The following is a 19,973-nucleotide window of genomic DNA, read 5'->3' as shown; positions in this document are numbered from 1 at the left end:
CGTTGCTTTTATAAGACGGGCCTTTAGCCCAATTCGCAAGCGTTGAGTTCAGGCTACTTGCTCTTTGCGGCAAGGGTGCTTAGGTCTCGGCCAACAAGAGAACGGAGAACCCATGCTGTCGCTGATCCAAATCCTGCTGCTGATCCTGGACATTGTCTGGTTCATCATCCTGGCCCATGTGATCATGAGCTGGCTGATCAACTTTCAGGTGCTTAACCTGCACCAACAGCTGGTTGCCCAAATCTGGTACGGACTGAACCGTATTCTAGAGCCTATTTATGGCCCGATCCGCCGTATCCTGCCCAATATGGGTGGGCTCGACCTGACACCTCTGGTCGTACTGATCGGTGTGTATGCCCTGCGGATCATCCTGATCAACAATGCGGTCTATTTCTACTGACCTCTTGTTCACCGATTCTTAGTATGTGATTGTCCTGTCTCAAGAGCAGACAAACCTTAAAACAGGGCACCCCCGCACATGTTCGACGCCGCACCCCTGCTGCGAGATGTCTTTGGATTCGACGATTTCCGCCCCGGGCAGGAAGAGATCGTCGATGCCGTGACCGCGGGCGAAAACGTGCTGGCCATCATGCCTACCGGGGGTGGCAAATCCCTTTGTTTTCAACTGCCTGCCCTATTGCGCGACGGAGTGACCGTGGTGATCTCTCCACTGATCGCCCTGATGCGCGATCAGGTGCGCGGGTTGCAGGAAGCCGGCGTTGAGGCCGGAGCCCTTACATCTGGCAACACCCCTGAAGAAACAGATGCCGTTTGGGAAGCGCTGGAGGCCGGACGGCTCAAGCTGCTTTACATGGCGCCAGAACGTCTGGCTGCGGGTTCGGCGCTGGGGATGCTGCGCAGGATCAATGTCAGTCTTATTGCAGTGGACGAGGCCCATTGTGTCAGCCAATGGGGACACGATTTTCGCCCTGATTATTTGCGGATCGGAGAGCTGCGGCGCGCCTTGGACGTGCCGCTGGCCTCTTTCACAGCGACAGCAGACGCCGAAACGCAGGACGAGATTGTCGAAAAACTGTTCGACGGCACCGAACCCCGCAAGTTCCTGCGCGGGTTCGACCGGCCCAACATCCATCTGGCCTTTGCTGCCAAGGACGGACCGCGCAAGCAGATTCTGGATTTCGCTGAGGCGCGCAAAGGACAATCCGGCATCGTCTATTGCGGCACAAGGAACAAGACCGAAGTGCTGGCGCAAGCCTTGCGCGCAGAAGGTCACACCGCCTGCCACTATCACGGGGGTATGGAGGCCGAAGATCGCCGCATCGTCGAAAGCCGCTTCGCGCGCGAGGACGGGCTGATCGTGGTTGCCACAGTTGCCTTTGGGATGGGCATCGATAAACCGGATATCAGGTGGGTCGCCCATGCCGACCTGCCAAAATCGATCGAGGCGTATTATCAGGAAATAGGGCGCGCTGGGCGTGACGGTGGCCCCGCTGAAACCCTGACCCTGTTCGGACCCGACGATATCCGCCTGCGCCGCTCTCAGATTGACGAGGGCCTTGCTCCGCCCGAGCGCCGCATGGCCGATCATGGCCGGTTGAATTCTCTACTGGGGTTGGCCGAGGCGCTGGAATGCCGCCGCCAGACATTGTTGGGCTATTTCGGAGAACAGGCGGTGGCGTGTGGGAAGTGCGACCTGTGCGACACACCACCTGAGATATTTGATGGCACAACGCCTGTCCGAATGGCCTTGTCTGCGATCCTTCGCACTGATGAGTGGTTTGGCAGCGGTCATCTGATCGACATTCTTCTGGGGAACGAGACTGACAAGATCCGCGCGCGCCGTCATGATGGTTTGTCCACCTGGGGCATCGGCAAAGAATGGTCGCGCGCCCAATGGCAGGCCATCTTCCGCCAGATGATGGGTCACGATCTGGTGCGCCCCGATCCCGAACGTCACGGCGCCTTGCGGATGACTGAGGCCGCCAAACCAATTCTGAAGGGCGAGGCACGGATCAACTTGCGCAAGGACACTCTGCGCAAGGCGACCCGCCGCCCCGCCGTGAAAGCCATGGTCTCCGATGAAGATGCGCCATTGCTTTCTGCTCTCAAGGCGAAAAGACGCGCTTTGGCAGAATCCGCGCGGGTCCCGGCCTATGTTATTTTTCCGGATCGTACCCTGATTGAAATGGCGGAAAAACGCCCCATGACACTGGACGACATGGCACGTATTGGCGGTGTCGGCGCAAAGAAGCTGGAACGCTATGGCGATACCTTTCTTGAGGTGATCGCTGGCACAGCGGAAACCGTTCATCCGGCGCGACGCAAGCTGGCCGGACGCGATCAGGGCGAAATTTATGACCGCTTGCTCGAAGTACAGTCTCAATTGTCCCGCGGGCCAGACGGGATAGACAAGCCGCTGACCTGCTCGGCCTCACAACTGGCGAAGGTGGCTCAGATGCGCCCTGACGACCTGCGCGGGATTGAACAGGTGCTGGGCGACCGACGTCACGAAAGGTTTGGCACCGCCTTTCTGGACGTGTTGCGTGGGGCGGGCTAGATACGCCAGAGCAGGTAAGAAAAGAGGGCAGGTATGCTGGTAGTGATTTCTCCGGCCAAGCGGCTGGACTGGGCAGAGCGGGACGTTGAAGTCACACAGCCCGATTTTCAGGATGATGCGATCAGACTGTCCAAAACCGCACGCAATCTGACCCTTGGAGATCTGAAAAAGCTGATGGATCTGAGCGATGATCTGGCACGTCTGAATCGCGATCGCTATCGTGCTTTTTCGGACATGCCAGACGCGAATGCAACGCGCCCGGCCGCGCTGGCCTTTGCAGGTGACACCTATCAGGGTCTGGAAGCAGCTTCGCTCGGTCCTGACGAATTGGCATGGGCACAGGATCATCTGCGCATCCTCTCGGGCCTGTATGGCGTTTTGCGGCCACTTGATGCGATACAACCCTACAGACTGGAGATGGGCAGCAAGCTAAAAACCCGGCGCGGCAAGAACCTTTATGAATATTGGCGCGACCAGTTGAGCAAGGCCCTGAACGCACAATGCGACAAGATCGGCAGCGACGTTCTGATCAACTGCGCCAGTCAGGAGTATTTCGGTGCCGTGGACCCGCACGCTTTGAAACTGCGCGTCGTCACTCCTGTGTTCATGGAAGACAAGAACGACACTCCGAAGATCGTGAGTTTCTTTGCCAAAAAGGCGCGTGGTGCAATGGCGCGCTATGTCATTCAACACCGCCTGACTGACCCGAAAGCTTTGCTGGATTTCGATACGGGCGGATACGCGTATCGTGCTGACCTGTCGGAAGAGGACAGACCTGTCTTTGTTCGACCCTATTCGGCCTGAGACCCTGACAGATTGATCGATAACTCTTGCAGCTACGGTTTTGGGCTGCGGGTCTGAGCGAGGGGCCAGCACCTCGCGCTCCCCGGGATATTTTCAGCCAGATGAAGCAGGATCCTGTTTGCGGTCACACATGGGTGAATGCTCCTGGACGAGGTGATTGTCCATAACATTGCTTACCCCGTCTGGTTGGTGTTGCAGGATCATTTGATGAATATGATTTTTGCGCAGCGGTTTCGTCATGTAGTAATCCAACCCCGCGGACAAGATGCCCTGGTCGTCACCGGCCATTGCATGAGCCGTCAAGGCAACGATCGGGACATGACGCCCTGTTTCGACCTCAATCCTGCGGATTTCGGTAGTGGCCTGTTTGCCGTCCATCTTCGGCATGGAAATATCCATGAAGATCAAGTCCGGGTCAAACTCCTGAAAGATCTCAACGGCTTCAATCCCATTGGAGGCAAATCGCAAATCTATTTGCAGGTCTTGGACCATCTTTTTCAGGATCAGCTGATTGGTATGATTGTCTTCGGCCGCAAGTATCTTCATGCGCCTTGTTTCCAACACCTTGGTTTCTTCTTTGTCAGAGACGGAACTTTGCTGCGTAGAACGACATTCTGGCGGCGAATTACCCCTGAGAGCCACGAGCCCGGAATACAACTCGGCCCTGGGGATCGGCTTCTGCAACACACCGTTGATCAGGTCGCGGGCCGGGTGCGTGTGGATCAGAGATGGATTTGCAGACATCACGATGACCGAGGCATCGCCCCACCCACGGTCTTTAAGGGTGATGGCCAGGTCCAATCCATCCATATCTGGCAGATCATGATCGCACAGGACAAGTTCAATTGCGTCATGCATTTCTGCCAGCGCCTCGGCCCCTGACGCGCAAACCGTCACTTCGGCCCCTAAACGGCCAAGTTGTTTCGCCAGAATGGCCCGGTTTACGGCCAGATCCTCGACCACCATGACGTGTTTCACGCAACCCGACAGTTTCGGAGGTTCCGGCTGTGGGCCTTCTGCCGTGGGCAGTGACACCCTGAACCCGAAACAGGATCCCCGACCCGGTTCGCTTTCAACCCAGACCGAACCGCCCATCATGGTGATCAGGCGCCTGCTGATGGCAAGACCCAACCCGGTACCTTCAAATTGACGATTGCGTTCATCTTCGACCTGATTGAACTCACCAAAAACGTGGTTGATCTTGTCCGCGTCTATGCCGATGCCGGTATCTTCGATGGCAACATGGATGTCGCATGTCTGAGCCTGGGAATGCGGAACGCCTGTCACACGGACCAGTACATGCCCTTCCTTGGTGAATTTGACCGCGTTGCCCACCAGGTTGGTCAGAACTTGCCGTATTCGGCCGGGATCTCCTACAAAAAGGGTGGGCAGGAAAAGGTCGTAATCCACAAGCAAGGTGAGCCCCTTGTCGCGTACGCTGGGTTGCAACAGCATCGCGACCTCAAGGATGCAGCGCTCCAGATCGAAGGGTTCAGGGTGTAGAACCAGTTTGTCCACCTCGATCTTGGAATAATCAAGCACGTCGTTGATGATAACCAACAATGCCTCACCCGAATTGCGGATCGTGTTGACATAGAGCCGCTGTTCTTCGTCCAGAGGAGATTCATCAAGCAATTCGGTCATACCGACGATACCATTCATCGGCGTGCGGATTTCGTGGCTCATATTGGCGAGAAAGGCTGATTTGGCCCTGTTGGCCGCTTCCGCCCGTTGGCGGGCAGCCTTCAATTCTGTTTCGTGCCGGACCGACGCGGTGATGTTGAGTGCCAGGCTGACCACGTCACCGCCGCTGCCACGCTGATCGATCAGGCGGATGAAGTGGCCGTTCCACAGTTGCATGACGATTGGAGGTGGACTGGAACGATTCCAGCGGGCCTGCATTCTGGCCTGCCATTCCTCGGCAGTTTCGTCGCCAATGTCTACAATTCCTTCGGTGGTCAGCAATTGCAGAATCCGCTGATAGGAAATCCCCGGTGCGACTTCATCCAGGCCTTCAAAAACACTTAGATATGCTGCATTTGCGCTGATAAGCCTGCTGTCGCCGTCAAAGAAAGCAAACCCGTCCTGAATGGTCTGGATCGAATGCCACAGGCGGCGTTCAGCAATCTCGATCTTGGCATGGGCGACGGTAAGATCGGATTTGACCTTTTCGTTTTCACCGCGGACAGTTTCAACTTCGGCCTGAGTTTCACCAATACGCCTGGTCAGCGCCATGGCGTGTTGGCCCAGTTTTCGATTTGCAGTCGAAAGTTCGGCCTGTTTCAAGGCAAGCATTCGTTCTGCTGCCAGACGCGCGCGCCGTTCCTGTGCCAGTTTGTTCGCAAGACTCATTATGATCGATTCCGGGACGTTCGGATTTCAGCATCGCGACAGAGAATGAAAAACTGTTTAAGCCGTTGCGCTACAGGCGCGCGCCATGCAAGGCTGAGCCCAAAGAGGAGGGCACCATGCGCCGCTTTGTTTATATTTCAATAACTTACATAATTTTTCTTCTGAACCTTCCCGCTGCGGTTCTGGCGCAGAGTGCGGTGCCTGAATTCCGCTATGTTGCCTCTCGGGACACGGATTTCTATGGCTCGGATCTGGATGCCTTGTTCGACACCGATTTGAAGTCCTGCATTCAGGCCTGCTCGGCCAACGCGCAATGTACGGCGTTCACCTATAATACCCGGTCCGATGCCTGCTTTCCCAAAAGTGGCGTGAGCCGGCAAGAGACGTATCAAGGGGCTCTGTCTGCGCAAAAGGTGCCAGGCACTGAAAAGTCTCTAACCCTGGGAAAAATACGGGCTGAAACATTGAGCGCCCTGAGTTCTGACGATCTTGGGCGCGCAACAAAACAAGCCAGAGATTTGGGGTTCCTGCACCCGGCAGGAGGGTACGATCTGCAAGCCGTTCTGGATGCCGCGCTCGACGCGGGCAGTGTCACGCAGGCGATGCAGTGGACGGGTGTCGCCGTATCGCTCAGCGACACCCCGGATCTTTGGGTGGAATATGCGCGCCTGCTGCTGGCCATGAACCCTTCGGGTTGGAACGAGCGGCGCGATCTGCGCAATCGCGCGCTGAATGCGGCGATCAATGGCTATCTGCGTGCAGATGCTTCCGGCTCCCAGATCGCTGCCCTGATGATACTTGCAGAAGCCTTGGAAGAGGTTGAGCGCGGGCGCGACATGATCCCTGTTCTTCGGTTGGCCGAGCAGGTGCAACCGCGGGAAGACGTATTGGCCGCCTTGGACAACGCCATCGGTAAATATGGCTTCCGCGTGGTCGACAGCTCGGTCGAAAGCGATGCGGCTGCCCCCAGGATTTGTATCGAGTTCTCGGAACCTCTGGTCAAGGCTGGGGTTGATTATGATCCCTTCGTTCAGCGTGACGCTGACGGGCTGGTCGTGCAGGCCGATGACAGTCAGCTCTGCGTCGATGGGGTTGCGCATGGCCTGCGCTATCGCCTGACATTGCGCGAAGGCTTGCCTGCCGCCTCGGGCAAAGCACTGAACCGCAGCATTGAACTGACCCATTATGTTCGCGACCGGGCACCTTCGGTTCGGTTTCCCGGGCGCAGCTATGTCCTTCCGAATTCTGCGGGTGCGGCCTTGCCTGTCGAAACGGTCAATGTGACAGAACTTGACCTGACCCTGCGGCGGGTCAGTGACCGGAACCTCTTGCGTGCCGTGCAACAGGACTTTTTCGGCCGTCCGCTCAGTGAATGGCAGGAAAAAGAATTCTCGGACGAGATTGCTCAGGACATCTGGACGGGTACTGCCGAGGTTTCCAACCAGTTGAACCAGACCATGACGGCACGTCTTCCCATGGCCGAAGCGATCTTTGATCAACCTGCGGGTATCTATGCATTGACCGCCCGCGTTCCGGGAGCCGATCCCTATGACGATCCTGGCGCAACGCAATGGTTTGTTCTTTCTGATCTGGGGATCAGCACCGCCCTGGGCACAGACGGGCTGCACGTGACCGTGCGCGGACTAAGCGATGCAGTACCGCGCGAAGGTGTCGAAGTTTTGCTGGTCTCAGAGGCGAACGCTGTCATTGCGACGGCGCGGACCGATGAAACCGGCTATGTAAGCTTCGATCCGGGCCTGACGCGCGGAAAAGGGGCCAGTGCGCCTGCTCTGGTGACGGCGGCAAGTGATGACAGCGATTTCAGCTTTCTCTCGCTGACCGATCCTGCCTTTGACCTGTCGGATCGCGGCGTTGAAGGGCGCGCGCCGGCGGGGCCGGTCGATGTCTTTCTGACCACCGACCGAGGTGCTTATCGGGCTGGAGAGGTGATCCATGTCACTGCCCTGTCCCGCGATGGTAAGGCGCTGGCCATTGAGGGCCTGCCTCTGACTGCAATCCTGTATCGCCCGGACGGGGTGGAATACCGCCGGTCTGTCTCGGATGGCGGCGTTGCCGGGGGTCATGTCTTTGCCCTGCCTGTGGCCGCAGACGTGCCGCGTGGCGCATGGAAGATTGAAATCAAATCCGATCCCAAGGGCGATGCACTGGCGCGTCAGACCGTGCTCGTCGAGGATTTCCTGCCCGAACGTATCGATTTTGACCTGACCCTGCCCGACGCACCCTTGCGCCCCGGCGATAGTCCACCACTCTCGATCGACGCGCGCTATCTGTTTGGTGTGCCGGGGTCTGACCTGAGCATCGATGGGCAGGTCATCGCGCGCCCGGCGGACACGGTTCCGGGCTACGGAGGTTATCGCTTTGGTCGCTATGATGCAGAGACCTCGATCAAGAGCACATATTTCGGTGACATGCACACAGACACGGCGGGTCAAGCAACTGTGGCGGTCGAAGTCCCTGCATTAGAGACTGAAGGAAAGCCGATCGAGGTCGAGATCATCGCCCGACTGGCCGATGGCTCGGGCCGCCCGGTTGAGCGTCGCCTGACCGCGCCTGTCTTGCCGCCGCACCCTGTTATTGGGGTCAAGCCCCTGTTCGACGAGGTCATCCCGGAAGGCACGGAGGCTGCGTTTGAGATTGTCGGCCTTTCCCCTGACCTGACGCCCAGCCCGATGCGTCTGCGCTGGACGCTGAACAAGGTCGAAACGCGCTATCAATGGTATCAGCTGTACGGCAACTGGAATTGGGAACCAACTACGCGCCGCAGCCGTGTCGCCACTGGCGAAGTGGACGTCTCTACCGACCCTCTGACGCTGACACAGCCGGTGAAATGGGGGCGCTATGAACTGGTGGTGCAGCGTGTCGATGGGACGTATGCAGAAACCGCTATCGATTTCCATGCGGGCTGGTATCAGGCAGCCGATGCATCGACCACGCCGGACCGGCTTGAAATGTCGTTGGATCGCGACAGCTATCGCATCGGGGATACGGCGCAGTTGCGGATTGTACCGCGAATGGCCGGTGTCGCTCAGATAGAAGTCCTTTCGAACCGTCTGCTCCATCGCCAAATGGTGGAAGTGCCGGAAGGTGAAACTCTGATACCCATTGAGGTAACTAAGGATTGGGGCGCAGGGGCTTATGTCACCGCAACCGTGATCCGCCCAATGGATGTTGCAGCCGGTCAGAACCCGGCGCGGGCGATGGGTGTGGCCCATGCCAGCATCGATCCAGAGGACCACAAACTCTCCGTAACTGTCGATGTGCCCGAGGTCATCGCACCACGTCAGACGCAAAAAGCCCGTATCAGGGTCGAAAACGCCGCAGACAATGATCCGGTCTGGCTGACCCTGGCCGCTGTCGATGTGGGCATTCTGAACCTCACCGGGTTCGAAAGCCCGGACCCGCAAGGATACTATTTCGGGCAGCGTCGTCTGGGCGTTGATCTGCGGGATGTCTACGGGCGACTGATCGACGGCATGACCGGAGCCATGGGCACAGTGCGCTCGGGCGGCGACAGTGACAACGGGATGCGTCGCCAGTCTCCGCCGCCGACGCAAGACCTGATGGCCGTGTTCAGTGGCCCGGTCGAGATCGGTGCGGATGGTGAGGTTGAGATCGACATTCCCCTTCCCGCCTTCAACGGAACCGTCCGCCTGATGGCCGTCGCGTGGTCGCACAAAGCCGTCGGCCAGGCCGAAGCCGAAATGATCGTCCGCGACCCTGTGGTCGTCACCGCCAGCCTTCCGCGCTTCCTTGCCCCAGGCGATCAAAGCCGAATGCGTCTTGAGATCGTCCATGCGGATGGCACGCCCGGAGAAATGGCACTTGGCCTGACCGCCTCCAACGGTTTGGAACTGGGCGCGGCACCAGCCAGCTTTGTGCTGGAGGACGGTGGCAAGGCGGTTTTCGAGATCCCGATCACGGCCAGCGCCGTCGGCGATCCTGAAATCAGCGTGTCGATCACCACGCCTGATGGGCGCGACCTGTCGCAAACCCTGCGGATGCCGGTGCGCGCCAATGATCCGGTGATTGCGCAGACGCGGCGTTTTGCCTTGGGCGCAGGCGACAGCTTCCTGTTTTCACAGGATGTGTTTGACGGGTTCCAGCCGGGCTCGGCCAAGGCCATTCTGTCCGCCGGAGCATTGGCAAAATTCGACACACCCGGACTGCTGGATCAGCTGAACCGTTACCCCTATGGCTGCACCGAACAGATCACCAGCAAAGCGCTGCCGTTGCTGTACCTGTCATCCGTTGCGCAAGCCTCGGGGCTGGGGGATGGTCCGGTGGTGGATCAGCGCATCGGCGATTCGATCCGCAGCATCCTGACCCGTCAGGCCGCGAACGGAGCCTTTGGCCTGTGGCGCGCAGGCAGCGGGGATTTCTGGCTGGACGCCTATGTGACCGACTTCCTGTCCCGTGCCCGCACTCAGGGACATCCCGTGCCAGACCGGGCTTTCGCTCAGGCAATGGATAACCTTCGGAACAGGGTCAATTATGCACCAGATTTTGACGAAGGCGGTCAGGACATCGCCTATGCCCTGATGGTTCTTGCACGGGAAGGCGCGGCCTCGATGGGCGATCTGCGCTATTACGCTGATGTTAAAGGGGATGCCTTCGACACCCCTCTGGCGGCGGCACAACTGGGCGCAGCTCTGGCCTCTTACGGCGACCAGACCCGTGCGGATTCGATGTTCAACCGTGCCGCGCTAATGCTGGATCGGCAACAGAACCAGCAACAGAACGTCTGGCGCGCTGACTACGGCACCTACCTGCGGGATGCGGCCGGTCTGTTGACCCTTGCCGTGGGCGCAGGTAGCGAGGCGATTGACCGCGATGCTTTGATCCAACGGGTGAGCACAGGCCGCACGCCGCTGTCTACTCAGGAGGCCACGTGGTCGTTGCTGGCGGCGCACGAGCTTGTGTCTGACACAACGGAATCGGGCTTGATGGTCAACGGCGCGCCGGTTTCTGGTCCGTTTGTGAAGGTTCTGCAATCCGGACAGGCGGATGATATCAACATCATGGCCGCCGACGGTCAGGCGACGGATATCACCTTGACGATCACGGGCATTCCGGAATCTCCGCCGGAGGCGGGCGGCACCGGCTACGCGATCGAACGGCAGTACTACTCGATGGATGGCGATTTGATCGACGCAAACAGCTTTGCCGTGGGTGACCGGTTCGTCACAGTACTGCAAGTAACACCGTTCGAAAGCGGCGGAGCACGGTTGATGGTGGACGATCCGCTATCCGCCGGGATCGAGATCGACAACCCGAGCCTGCTCCGCTCGGGCGATGTGCGGGCACTCGACTGGCTGGACCTGTCCGACGCTACCCATACCGAGTTCCGTTCGGACCGGTTCCTGGCCGCCGTTGATTTGTCCGGTCGTGAGAGGGTAACGCTGGCCTACGTGGCGCGCGCCGTAACGCCGGGCGTGTTCCATCATCCTGCAGCCTCGGTCGAAGATATGTACCGCCCGCAGAACCGCGCGCGTACGTCGACCAGGCAGGTTGAGGTTCAGTGATCAGCCTTGCACCATACCACTGCTTGGATGGCTGTCATGCCTAGGCGGTCGCGGCTTTTGTTTGCGCTGGCCGGAGCACTCTACCTGACGGCACTGGCGCGGGATGGTGTTGACCGCTGGGTCGACGCCACAACCCTCCCTCCCGTTCTGGCTGAAACTTCGGTCGAGATGCGAGACCGGAATGGCGACCTTCTGCGTGCATTTCCAGTCGAGGATGGCATCTGGCGACTACGGCCCGGCGCAGTCGATCCGAAATTCATCGCCATGCTGATCCGGTACGAGGATAAACGGTTCTGGACCCACGCCGGAGTGGACCCCATCGCGATGCTGCGGGCCGCTGGGCAAAGCCTGTGGAACGGGCGTAACGTGTCGGGTGGGTCCACCCTGACCATGCAGGTGGCACGATTGATCGAAGATGGCCCGACCGGGCGCTGGAGCGGTAAATTTCGCCAGATCAGAGTCGCATTGGCGTTGGAGCGGCGCCTGAGCAAACAGCAAATCCTGAACCTTTATCTGACCCATGCCCCTTATGGTGGTAATCTGGAAGGACTCCGCGCCGGCACCCGCGCGTGGTTTGGAAAGGACGCCGCCCGGCTGACCCCTGCACAGACCGCCCTGTTGGTTGCGTTGCCGCAATCTCCGGAAGCGCGGCGTCCGGATCGTAACCCAGAGGCCGCCCGAGAAGCGCGTGACCGGGTGCTGCGCAGGCTTGAACGCCATAACGTCCTGACCGGTGTTGAAGCGCGCGTGGCTTTGACCGAAGCTCTTCCGGATCGGATGAATTCGTTTCCGCGCCTTGCACCACATCTGACTGACCGTGTGGCGCGGCAAGCGCCCGCGACCCGAGCCTTCGGCCTGACGCTGGATGCCGGATTGCAGGCCCGGCTGGAAACCTTGGTGGCCCAGGCCGCCACCCGTGTCGGACCGCGCGTTTCCGGGGCCCTGATCGTGGCCGATCATCGCAGCGGCGAGGTTCTGGCATCGGTCGGATCTGCCGGGTATCAAGATGCGCGTCAGGGGTTCGTGGATATGACCCGGGCCGTACGGTCTCCCGGATCGACCCTGAAACCTCTGGTCTACGGGCTGGCCTTCGATCAGGGGCTGGCCCATCCCGAGACCCTGATCAACGACAGCCCCGTCATGTTCGGTCGGTACGCGCCGCGCAATTTTGATGGCGCATTCCGTGGAGATGTCCGGGTGCGGGATGCATTGCAATTGTCGCTGAACATCCCCGTTGTGCGGCTGACGAATGAACTGGGGCCCGCTCGTGTGATGACGGCATTGCGGTTGGCCGGCTCGGAACCGCGTCTGAATGGTGGCACACCCGGATTGGCGATTTCTTTGGGCGGCGTGGGGTTGAGCCTGCACGATCTGGTTCAGGTTTACGCCACTCTGGCGGCTGGTGGCACAGGCCCGATCCTGTTTCACGATACGCTCGCGGAGGCGCGGCAAACTCAGCGCGTTCTGTCAGAAACCTCTGCCTGGCAGGTTGCGGACATTCTGGCCGGGGTTTCGCCACCGGCGGGCAATGCAACAGGGTCGCTTGCCTACAAAACCGGCACATCTTATGGCCACCGCGATGCCTGGGCCATCGGCTTTGACGGGCGGCACGTCATCGGGGTCTGGCTGGGACGGGCTGATGGAACGCCTGTTCCCGGTGCATTTGGGGGCGATCTTGCCGCGCCGCTTCTGGCCGAGGCTTTCAACCTGTTGAAACCCGACCTCACGCCCCTGCGTCCACCGCCGCCCTCGACCCTGCTTGTCGGCGCTGCCCAATTGCCGCAACCTTTGCAGCGATTTCGCCCCCGCACAAAAGCTTTCGAAGATGATCCTTCCGCGCCGGACTTGCTGTTTCCTCCCAATAACGCTGTGTTAGAGACATTCGGAGCACCTTTGACGGTCAAACTGCGTGGCGGCGTCGGACCGTTTTCCGTACTGGCAGATGGAGTGCCCTTGCTGACCGGGCAGCGGCAAAGAGAGTTCAAAATCCCCAATCCGGGGGCCGGTTTCACCTCACTTGTCGTGGTGGATTCTCAAGGTCAGTCCGACAGGGTCGCAATCAGGATCGATTAGCGCCGCCCCTCACGCAGCCAACCTCCCAACAGGAAACCACCTGCCAACAGCAAAACCAGCCAAGGAGGCAGCAGCCCCGCTTGGGTCACATCCCTTGTCTCGTAGGCATCGCGCGGCGTCAGACCGACCCAGCCCCGACCGGCCGCTGGACGCCCGGCGCGCACGTTTCGGATCGACGGCAATCCATCTTCCAGCCGGATCACGCCGCCACGCATATTGGCCAGAACCGGTTCAAGGATATCCCCTGTAGCGATGGTGCGTTCAAATTCCTTCGGCGCGGCGGGGCCAAGGCCAATCACGGCCGTGTGGTCGCCTTCCTGCAAACGATAAAGACCAATCTCGGGCCCATAGTATAACGCTTCGAACCGCCCCGGAGAGACCTCTTGCAAAGTGATTTCCAGCGTTTCGCCGTTCGGGCGCGTCACAGTCACCGGACCCACGTCATCCCCAAGCGTCTGTCGAATGATGCGCATGGATTGTCCGTTGGCTTCGGCCCACAGCGCCTCTTCCTCAAGTTCGGGTTCCTTCATCATCCAATGGGCCAACCTGCGCAAAAGCTCCAGTTGTGGGCCGCCACCTTCAAAGCCGCGACTCCACAGCCAGGCATGGTCCGAAGCCAGCATTGCAACACGCCCTTTGCCCACGCGATCCAGAACCAGCAAGGGGCGTTCGTCAATGCCTGTCATCAGTACCTCGCCCGAGCGATGGTTCACATCAATCTGGCGCAACCAGGCGCCCCAATCCGCGGGATCGCCAAGATTTGTTGTCACCGGATGGCGCTGACCTAACTCGCTGACCATCGGCACATAACGTTCCTCAAAGACACGCGCGGAAGGTTGAGCAGGCAATATAGGCGCCAGCGGCGACCGGAAAATGCTATCTGCACTTGCGAAGTCGGGACCGGCAGCAATCAGAACTGCGCCGCCATCGTTGATATAGTTGGTGACATTGTCCAGGTAGATCGCCGGCAGGATGCCCCGCCGCTTGTAGCGGTCGAAGATGATCAGGTCGAAATCGTTGATCTTTTCCAGAAACAGTTCACGCGTTGGGAAAGCGATGAGTGACAGTTCATCGACGGGCACGCCGTCCTGTTTCTCGGGCGGACGCAGGATGGTGAAGTGCACCAGGTCTACGGAACTGTCGGATTTCAGCAGGTTACGCCATGTGCGCCCACCGGGATGCGGCTCACCCGAGACCAGCAACACACGCAGGCGATCCCGAACGCCGTTCATCTGGATCAGCGCGGTATTGTTGCGGTCGGTCAACTCACCTTCGGCCTGAGGCACGGAAAACTGGATCACATTGCGCCCGCCATGCGGCAGAGTGACAGGCAGTTCTACGTCCCGACCGATTGGAATACTCAGCTGCTGCGGCTCGCCACCATCCACGGAAATCTCCAGCGGCGCTGTCGCGGCACCCGCGGGGGCTGCTCCGCTGTCTTCAACGCGCAGGGTCAAAGTCACTGATTCTCCGATGATGGCAAAGGCAGGTGCATTTCGGACGATAAGCCTGCGATCCCAGTCGTCTGCACGCCCGGTTTGCAGAAGATGCATCGGCGCTGGCAATTCCGGGGCCTGATCAGCGTCATGCACAAGCCCATCCGATACCACCAGAATGCCTGCGATGCGCGCGCGCGGTTCTTCGGCCAGAGCTTCATTCAGGGCAGCCATGACCTGCGTGCCCTCATCCCCCTCACCGTCGCCGACCCGAATGCGGCGCAGTTCCGTATTATCTCGTGCCTCGATCTCAACGGCCAGTTCTTCGGCGGCCTGGGCAGTTTGCCGGGCCCGGTCCGAAAGTGTCTGGCTGGCACTTTCATCCTCGATCATCAAAACGATATCGGTCAGCCGAGCACGGTCTTCGATCTGATAGACCGGACCGGACAGTGCCGCGATGACAACCAAAGCTGCCAATCCCCGCAGGGCCCAGCCCGACAAGCCGCGCCACAAGGCCAGACCTACTCCAGCAGCGGCAATCGCCCCCACAGCAGCCAAAAACGGCCACGGAATCAGTGGGTCGAATATGACGGTTCCGGTCATTGTCCCAACCTGTCCAAAAGTGCGGGCACATGGACCTGATCGGATTTGTAGTTCCCGGTCAGAACGTGCATCACAAGATTTACGCCAAACCGATTTGCCAGTTCGCGTTGCCGTTCCCCGGCATAGCCACGACCGACAGGCAACAGGGCCTGCCCGTTACGATCCACGGCCCAGGCCCCGGCCCAGTCATTGCCGCCGATAACCACCGGTGTCACATTGTCATTTAGGTTGCGGAAAGGCATCCCCTCGATCTGTTCTGCATCCCCGGGCGCAGCTTCGACCCAAACCTCGGTACCGGAATAGCGACCCGGGAAATCCTGAAGTAAATAGAATGTTCTGGTCAGGACATGATCGCGGGGAATCGGCTCTAATGCAGGGATATTCAGCGGTCCGGCCAGTTGTTGCAACCTGCGGCCATTCGGGCTGGACGCGCCAAAACCGGCGATGTCCGCATCACGCGTGTCAAACAGGATCATCCCACCCGAGCGCAAATATGCGTTCAGTTTGATATACGCCTCAGCCGAAGGTTGCGGCTGGTTCGGTGTAATGGGCCAATAAAGCAACGGAAAGAATGCCAGCTCGTCTCGTTCCAGATCAACGCCGATTGGGTCCGCCGGTTCGACGGAGGTGCGAAAGAACAGGGTTTGCGCCAAGCCCCGCATTCCGGCCTCGGCAATGTCGTCCACCTGCGCGTCACCCGTCAGCACATGCGCCAGCACAAGTTCTTGCGTTGCCGCCAAGGCGAACTCGGTATCTTCGGGCGTCTGCGCCTGTACTTCCGGCACCAGCAGAAAAGCTGCCAGCGCCGCAGCCGTCGTTCGGGCCAGACCCAACCTGCCCGATAGAGCCAGAGAGGCAACTACGTCAACCGTCAGCAAGATCAGTGCGAGGCTGAGCAACAGACCGCCAAGCGGGGTTTCCGTGCTGACCTCCTGCCCTTTGATCGGCACATTGGCGGGCCAGATCACCGGGCGCAGCTCGGTTTCTTCCGAGACCACGTTCAATGCCAGCTTCTGTTTGCCGCTTTCATAGAGACCCGGACGCAACTCTGGCCCGATCTGGCCCGAGATCAGCTGAACCCCATCCACACCTGCCAGCGTTCCAGCATCCGACAAGGCTCCAAACCCGTCCATGATCTGAACCGGTTCCCATGTGGTGCCCTGCAACTGCGCCTCTTGCCGCGATTTGGCTGCTGAGGCCACGGCCAAACGATCCAGCATCTCGACGAACAGGCCTGACAGCGGCAGGCTGGACCATTCGGCATCCGCAGTGACGTGAAACAGCACTACCTGCCCAAGCCCCAGTGTCTTGCGCGTCACCAACGGAGTCCCGTCGGACAGCGAAGCAATCACGCGATCCGCAAGATTAGGGTCTGGTTGGGCCATGACTTGTGTCGAGACAACCACGTCATTCGGGATAGCCAAGCCGTAAAAAGGAGAGTTCTCAGGGAATGGAGCCAGCGTCTTGGCTTCACCCCAACTCATCGCGCCGCCGACGGATCGCCCACCGCTGCGCAGCCGCGCCGGTAACAGGGTGTCTTCGGTGTCCCGCCCCAGATCGCTGGCCGCCATGCGCGGACCGGCAAAACGCAGCAGCAGGCCGCCCTGTTCGACCCATTCGATTAACGCGGCCTTTTCCGGTTCCGACATCTGCGCCACGTCCGACAGGACGATCACATCCGGGTTGGCAGGCAGAACCTCAAGCAGGCCGCCATCGACAAAATCCGCAGTCGGTATCAGAACCTGTGTCAGGTAATGCAGAGGCGACAACAGCTCCAGCCCTTCACGGTTGAGGGTTCCGGCAATCAGTGCAACCTCGCGCCGACGCAGACTGTCATCGGTCAGGGTCACGGCCCCGGCGGACCTTTGGCCCTGAATCTCAAACCGCGTGATACGGGCGCGCAACTCCGACGGCAGTGCCAGATCGACCTGCGCCGTGGTTTCGCCGGCTTCAAGGGTCAGCTCAACAGAATGCAACACCCGGGCTGTTCCCGCCGGATCACGTCCTTGCGCCAAAACCGTCACACGGTCTTCCGGTCCGGGGCCTGCACGCTGTACGGTCAATTGGATCAGCCCGTCCTGATAGGCCGCTGGCAGGATCGCAACGGGCCGAGACGCCGCCTGATAGACCGTCACTTCACCGCGCGCCTGCAAGCTTGAAACCAGTTCAGCGTGGTTTGAATAATTCAACCGGTCACTGAACCAATGGGTATCAAACCCGCCCTCAACGGCGTTCAACGCGGCAATGGTCTGAGCAATCTGATCCGCATTCGGCTGCCAGGGGTGAGGGGTCAGTCCGGGTAAACGCCCCTGCCATGCCTCTGCGGCCTGAAAAACAGGTGTTTCCGGCTCTGTCAGGCGCAGAATCGCAATAGTTCGGCCCGCGCGCCCGGCTTCGGACAATTGTGTTTCTATCTGGTCCAGTGTCGCCGGCCAGCGCGTGGCACCGGCCCAACTGGCATCCAGAACCAGCAGAAGAGGCCCGGTTCCGGTTTCATCCCGAGATGGGTTCAGGACCGGCCCTGCCAGCCCGAAAATGATCGCAGCAGCAGCCAACATCCGCAGCAGCAGCAACCACCACGGGGTGCGGTCCGAAACGCTTTCGTCATCCTTCAGACCCAACAAAAGCGTCACCGCCGGGAACATCCGGCGGATCGGCGCAGGCGGTACGGCCCGCAGGATGAGCCACAGGATCGGCAGGGTCAGAAGACCCAGCAACACCCAGGGCGCGGTAAAGCCGATGCCCGCCAGAACCGTCATCGCGTGCCCCCATCCAAGGCCCGATAAAGCCATAACAGAGCCGCTTGTGCGCTGTCGCCCGTGTGGTGCAGGCCCAGTTGCCAGCCCGTCGCTCGGCACAGTTGTCTCAGCGCATCCTTGCGGTGCGCCAGGCGTTCCAGATAACGGTCCCGCAGCTCGGCGGCCTTGAGCGTTTCGTGCCGGACAGACCCTCCGACGCTTTCGAAAATGGTGCGCCCGCGATAGGGAAACGACTCTTCACCCGGATCCAGCACTTGCAGAACCACGCCGCGCACGCCACGGTCGGCGGCTTTGGTCAGGGCAAGTTCAACCTCATCCATGGGGCCCAGAAAATCAGAGATGAACACGGCGCGGGCATGAGGGATCATGGCGCGGTGTTCGGGCGGGGCGTAATCCGCTTGATTATCCTCGGACCAGGCCTGCGCCAGCCGGATGATCTGCGCATTGCCGCGCCGGGGCGGCAAGGTGGTGCCGGTCAGACCTACGCGTTCACCGCCGCGCACCAGAAGGATGGATGTCGCCAGCCCCAACAGCCGCGCGCGATCCGCCTTGGTCGGCAGGGTCTTGTCGGACGCAAACCGCATCGAAGCCCCCTGATCGACCCATAACATCACGGATTGCGCGATCTGCCATTCCCGTTCACGTACGAACTGCTGATCCCCCCGCGCCGAGCGGCGGTGATCGATCATGCGACGGCTGTCGCCGACCTGCGCCGGGCGGTATTGCCAGAAATCATCCCCCATCCCGGACCGCCGTCGACCGTGGTCGCCCAGCAAAACGGTACCTGCCAAATGCTCTGCCCGCGCCAACAGGGGCGGCAGCCGTGATGCCTCGGCTTCAGATCTTTCACGAAGGGTCAGCGCGGCATTCACGCCGCTGCCTCGGTTCGGATCAGTCCAACAGCGGTCGAGTCGATCAGATCAGCGAGACTGTCACCGCGCGCCCGTGCCGCAAAGTTCAGTGCCATCCGATGGCTGAGCACCGGGCGCGCCATATCCAGAACATCTTCGGCATTGGGTGCCAGACGTCCCTGCAACATCGCACGCGCCCGCACCGTCATCATCAGCGCCTGCGCTGCACGAGGACCCGGGCCCCAGGCCACGGTTTCGGCAACCCGTTCGGATACTCCTGTTTCTTCAGGACGGAAGGCTCGGACAAGATCAAGGATCAGTTCAACGACGGATTCTCCGACCGGCATCCTACGCAACAGGACCTGCGCAGCCAGCAACTCTTCCTTGCTGAAAATCTGATGCGCTTCGTCTTCTTCAACCCCGGTTGTGGCCAGCAGAATATCCCGCTCGGTCTGACGGTCGGGGTATTCGACATCGATCTGCACCAGAAATCGGTCAAGCTGAGCTTCGGGCAGCGGATAGGTGCCCTCCTGTTCAATCGGGTTTTGCGTTGCCAGCACATGGAACGGTGTACCCAATGAACGATCCTCACCCGCTACGGTCACTGTACGTTCCTGCATCGCCTGCAACAGCGCCGACTGGGTCCGTGGACTTGCCCGGTTGATCTCGTCCGCCATCAACAGCTGACAGAAGATCGGGCCGGGAATGAAACGGAAATGGCGGCTGCCATCGTCGGCAGTATCCAACACCTCAGAGCCCAGAATATCGGCGGGCATCAGGTCGGGCGTGAATTGAATGCGGTTGCCATGCAGGCCCATCACCGTTGACAGGGTCTCGACCAGACGCGTTTTGCCCAACCCCGGCAGACCGATCAGAAGGGCATGGCCGCCACACAAAAGCGCGGTCAGAGTCAGGTCCACGACCCTCTCCTGCCCGATGAAGCGGCGGGTGATCGAGGCCTTGGCCTCTTGCAGCTTGTTTTCCAGCGCTTCGATCTCGGCTACGAGGTCGGCAGGTTCGGTCATGACTTTCCC

At 60.0% G+C, this 19,973-nt stretch carries 10 protein-coding genes; 5 read left to right on the top strand and 5 right to left on the bottom strand.

Annotation, left to right across the window (positions count from 1 at the left end; genetic code table 11):
- Positions 1-112: 112 nt before the first annotated feature.
- The 3 genes from D1823_RS15845 (at position 113) to yaaA (ending at position 3,322) form a co-directional block, all read left to right on the top strand.
- Complete coding sequence (locus D1823_RS15845) at positions 113-400, top strand: YggT family protein (RefSeq protein ID WP_117871642.1); 288 nt, start codon at positions 113-115, stop codon at positions 398-400.
- Between the two features lie 78 nt (positions 401-478).
- Complete coding sequence (gene recQ / locus D1823_RS15840; RefSeq protein WP_117871640.1) at positions 479-2,518, top strand: DNA helicase RecQ; 2,040 nt, start codon at positions 479-481, stop codon at positions 2,516-2,518.
- 33 nt (positions 2,519-2,551) lie between these two features.
- Entirely contained in the window at positions 2,552-3,322 is a 771-nt protein-coding gene (gene yaaA, locus D1823_RS15835; RefSeq protein WP_117871638.1) for a peroxide stress protein YaaA, read from the top strand.
- 93 nt (positions 3,323-3,415) lie between these two features.
- Here the strand turns inward: yaaA and D1823_RS15830 are convergent, their stop codons facing one another.
- Positions 3,416-5,674 (bottom strand): response regulator, encoded by a 2,259-nt coding sequence (locus D1823_RS15830; protein ID WP_117871636.1) that lies wholly within the window; start codon positions 5,672-5,674, stop codon positions 3,416-3,418.
- 116 nt (positions 5,675-5,790) lie between these two features.
- On the opposite strand from D1823_RS15830, the gene D1823_RS15825 reads away from it, so the two are divergent.
- Both D1823_RS15825 and pbpC read left to right on the top strand, forming a co-directional pair.
- Positions 5,791-11,217: an alpha-2-macroglobulin family protein gene (locus D1823_RS15825; RefSeq protein ID WP_117871634.1), complete on the top strand. Its 5,427-nt coding sequence runs from the start codon at positions 5,791-5,793 to the stop codon at positions 11,215-11,217.
- A gap of 36 nt (positions 11,218-11,253) precedes the next feature.
- Complete coding sequence (gene pbpC / locus D1823_RS15820; RefSeq protein ID WP_117872937.1) at positions 11,254-13,290, top strand: penicillin-binding protein 1C; 2,037 nt, start codon at positions 11,254-11,256, stop codon at positions 13,288-13,290.
- Here the strand turns inward: pbpC and D1823_RS15815 are convergent.
- From D1823_RS15815 to D1823_RS15800, 4 genes are read right to left on the bottom strand one after another with little or no spacing between them, the layout of a single operon-like run.
- A complete protein-coding gene (locus D1823_RS15815; protein WP_117871632.1) occupies positions 13,287-15,329 on the bottom strand; it encodes a hypothetical protein in 2,043 nt (680 codons plus the stop codon). The genes pbpC and D1823_RS15815 overlap by 4 nt on opposite strands.
- Positions 15,326-18,088 (bottom strand): DUF4159 domain-containing protein, encoded by a 2,763-nt coding sequence (locus tag D1823_RS15810; RefSeq protein WP_117871630.1) that lies wholly within the window; start codon positions 18,086-18,088, stop codon positions 15,326-15,328. The genes D1823_RS15815 and D1823_RS15810 overlap by 4 nt, the downstream gene beginning before the upstream one ends.
- Positions 18,085-18,960, bottom strand: a complete 876-nt coding sequence (locus D1823_RS15805; protein ID WP_117871628.1) for a DUF58 domain-containing protein — start codon at positions 18,958-18,960, stop codon at positions 18,085-18,087. Before D1823_RS15805 ends, D1823_RS15810 begins: the two co-directional genes overlap by 4 nt.
- Positions 18,957-19,964 (bottom strand): MoxR family ATPase, encoded by a 1,008-nt coding sequence (locus D1823_RS15800; RefSeq protein WP_117871625.1) that lies wholly within the window; start codon positions 19,962-19,964, stop codon positions 18,957-18,959. The genes D1823_RS15805 and D1823_RS15800 overlap by 4 nt, the downstream gene beginning before the upstream one ends.
- Between the last annotated feature and the right edge of the window lie 9 nt (positions 19,965-19,973).

Source organism: Ruegeria sp. AD91A, assembly GCF_003443535.1.
Lineage (GTDB): Bacteria > Pseudomonadota > Alphaproteobacteria > Rhodobacterales > Rhodobacteraceae > Ruegeria.
Note: the sequence above shows the minus strand (reverse complement) of the source record. Positions and strands in the feature narration are given on the sequence as shown.

What these genes read in the sequence shown, in the direction of transcription:
- pbpC (WP_117872937.1), top strand. Translation starts at nt 11,254, where the DNA reads ATGCCTAGGCGGTCGCGGCTTTTGTTTGCGCTGGCCGGAGCACTCTAC.
- D1823_RS15845 (WP_117871642.1), top strand. Translation starts at nt 113, where the DNA reads ATGCTGTCGCTGATCCAAATCCTGCTGCTGATCCTGGACATTGTCTGG.
- yaaA (WP_117871638.1), top strand. Translation starts at nt 2,552, where the DNA reads ATGCTGGTAGTGATTTCTCCGGCCAAGCGGCTGGACTGGGCAGAGCGG.
- D1823_RS15815 (WP_117871632.1), bottom strand. Translation starts at nt 15,329, where the DNA reads ATGACCGGAACCGTCATATTCGACCCACTGATTCCGTGGCCGTTTTTG.
- D1823_RS15825 (WP_117871634.1), top strand. Translation starts at nt 5,791, where the DNA reads ATGCGCCGCTTTGTTTATATTTCAATAACTTACATAATTTTTCTTCTG.
- D1823_RS15800 (WP_117871625.1), bottom strand. Translation starts at nt 19,964, where the DNA reads ATGACCGAACCTGCCGACCTCGTAGCCGAGATCGAAGCGCTGGAAAAC.
- D1823_RS15830 (WP_117871636.1), bottom strand. Translation starts at nt 5,674, where the DNA reads ATGAGTCTTGCGAACAAACTGGCACAGGAACGGCGCGCGCGTCTGGCA.
- recQ (WP_117871640.1), top strand. Translation starts at nt 479, where the DNA reads ATGTTCGACGCCGCACCCCTGCTGCGAGATGTCTTTGGATTCGACGAT.
- D1823_RS15810 (WP_117871630.1), bottom strand. Translation starts at nt 18,088, where the DNA reads ATGACGGTTCTGGCGGGCATCGGCTTTACCGCGCCCTGGGTGTTGCTG.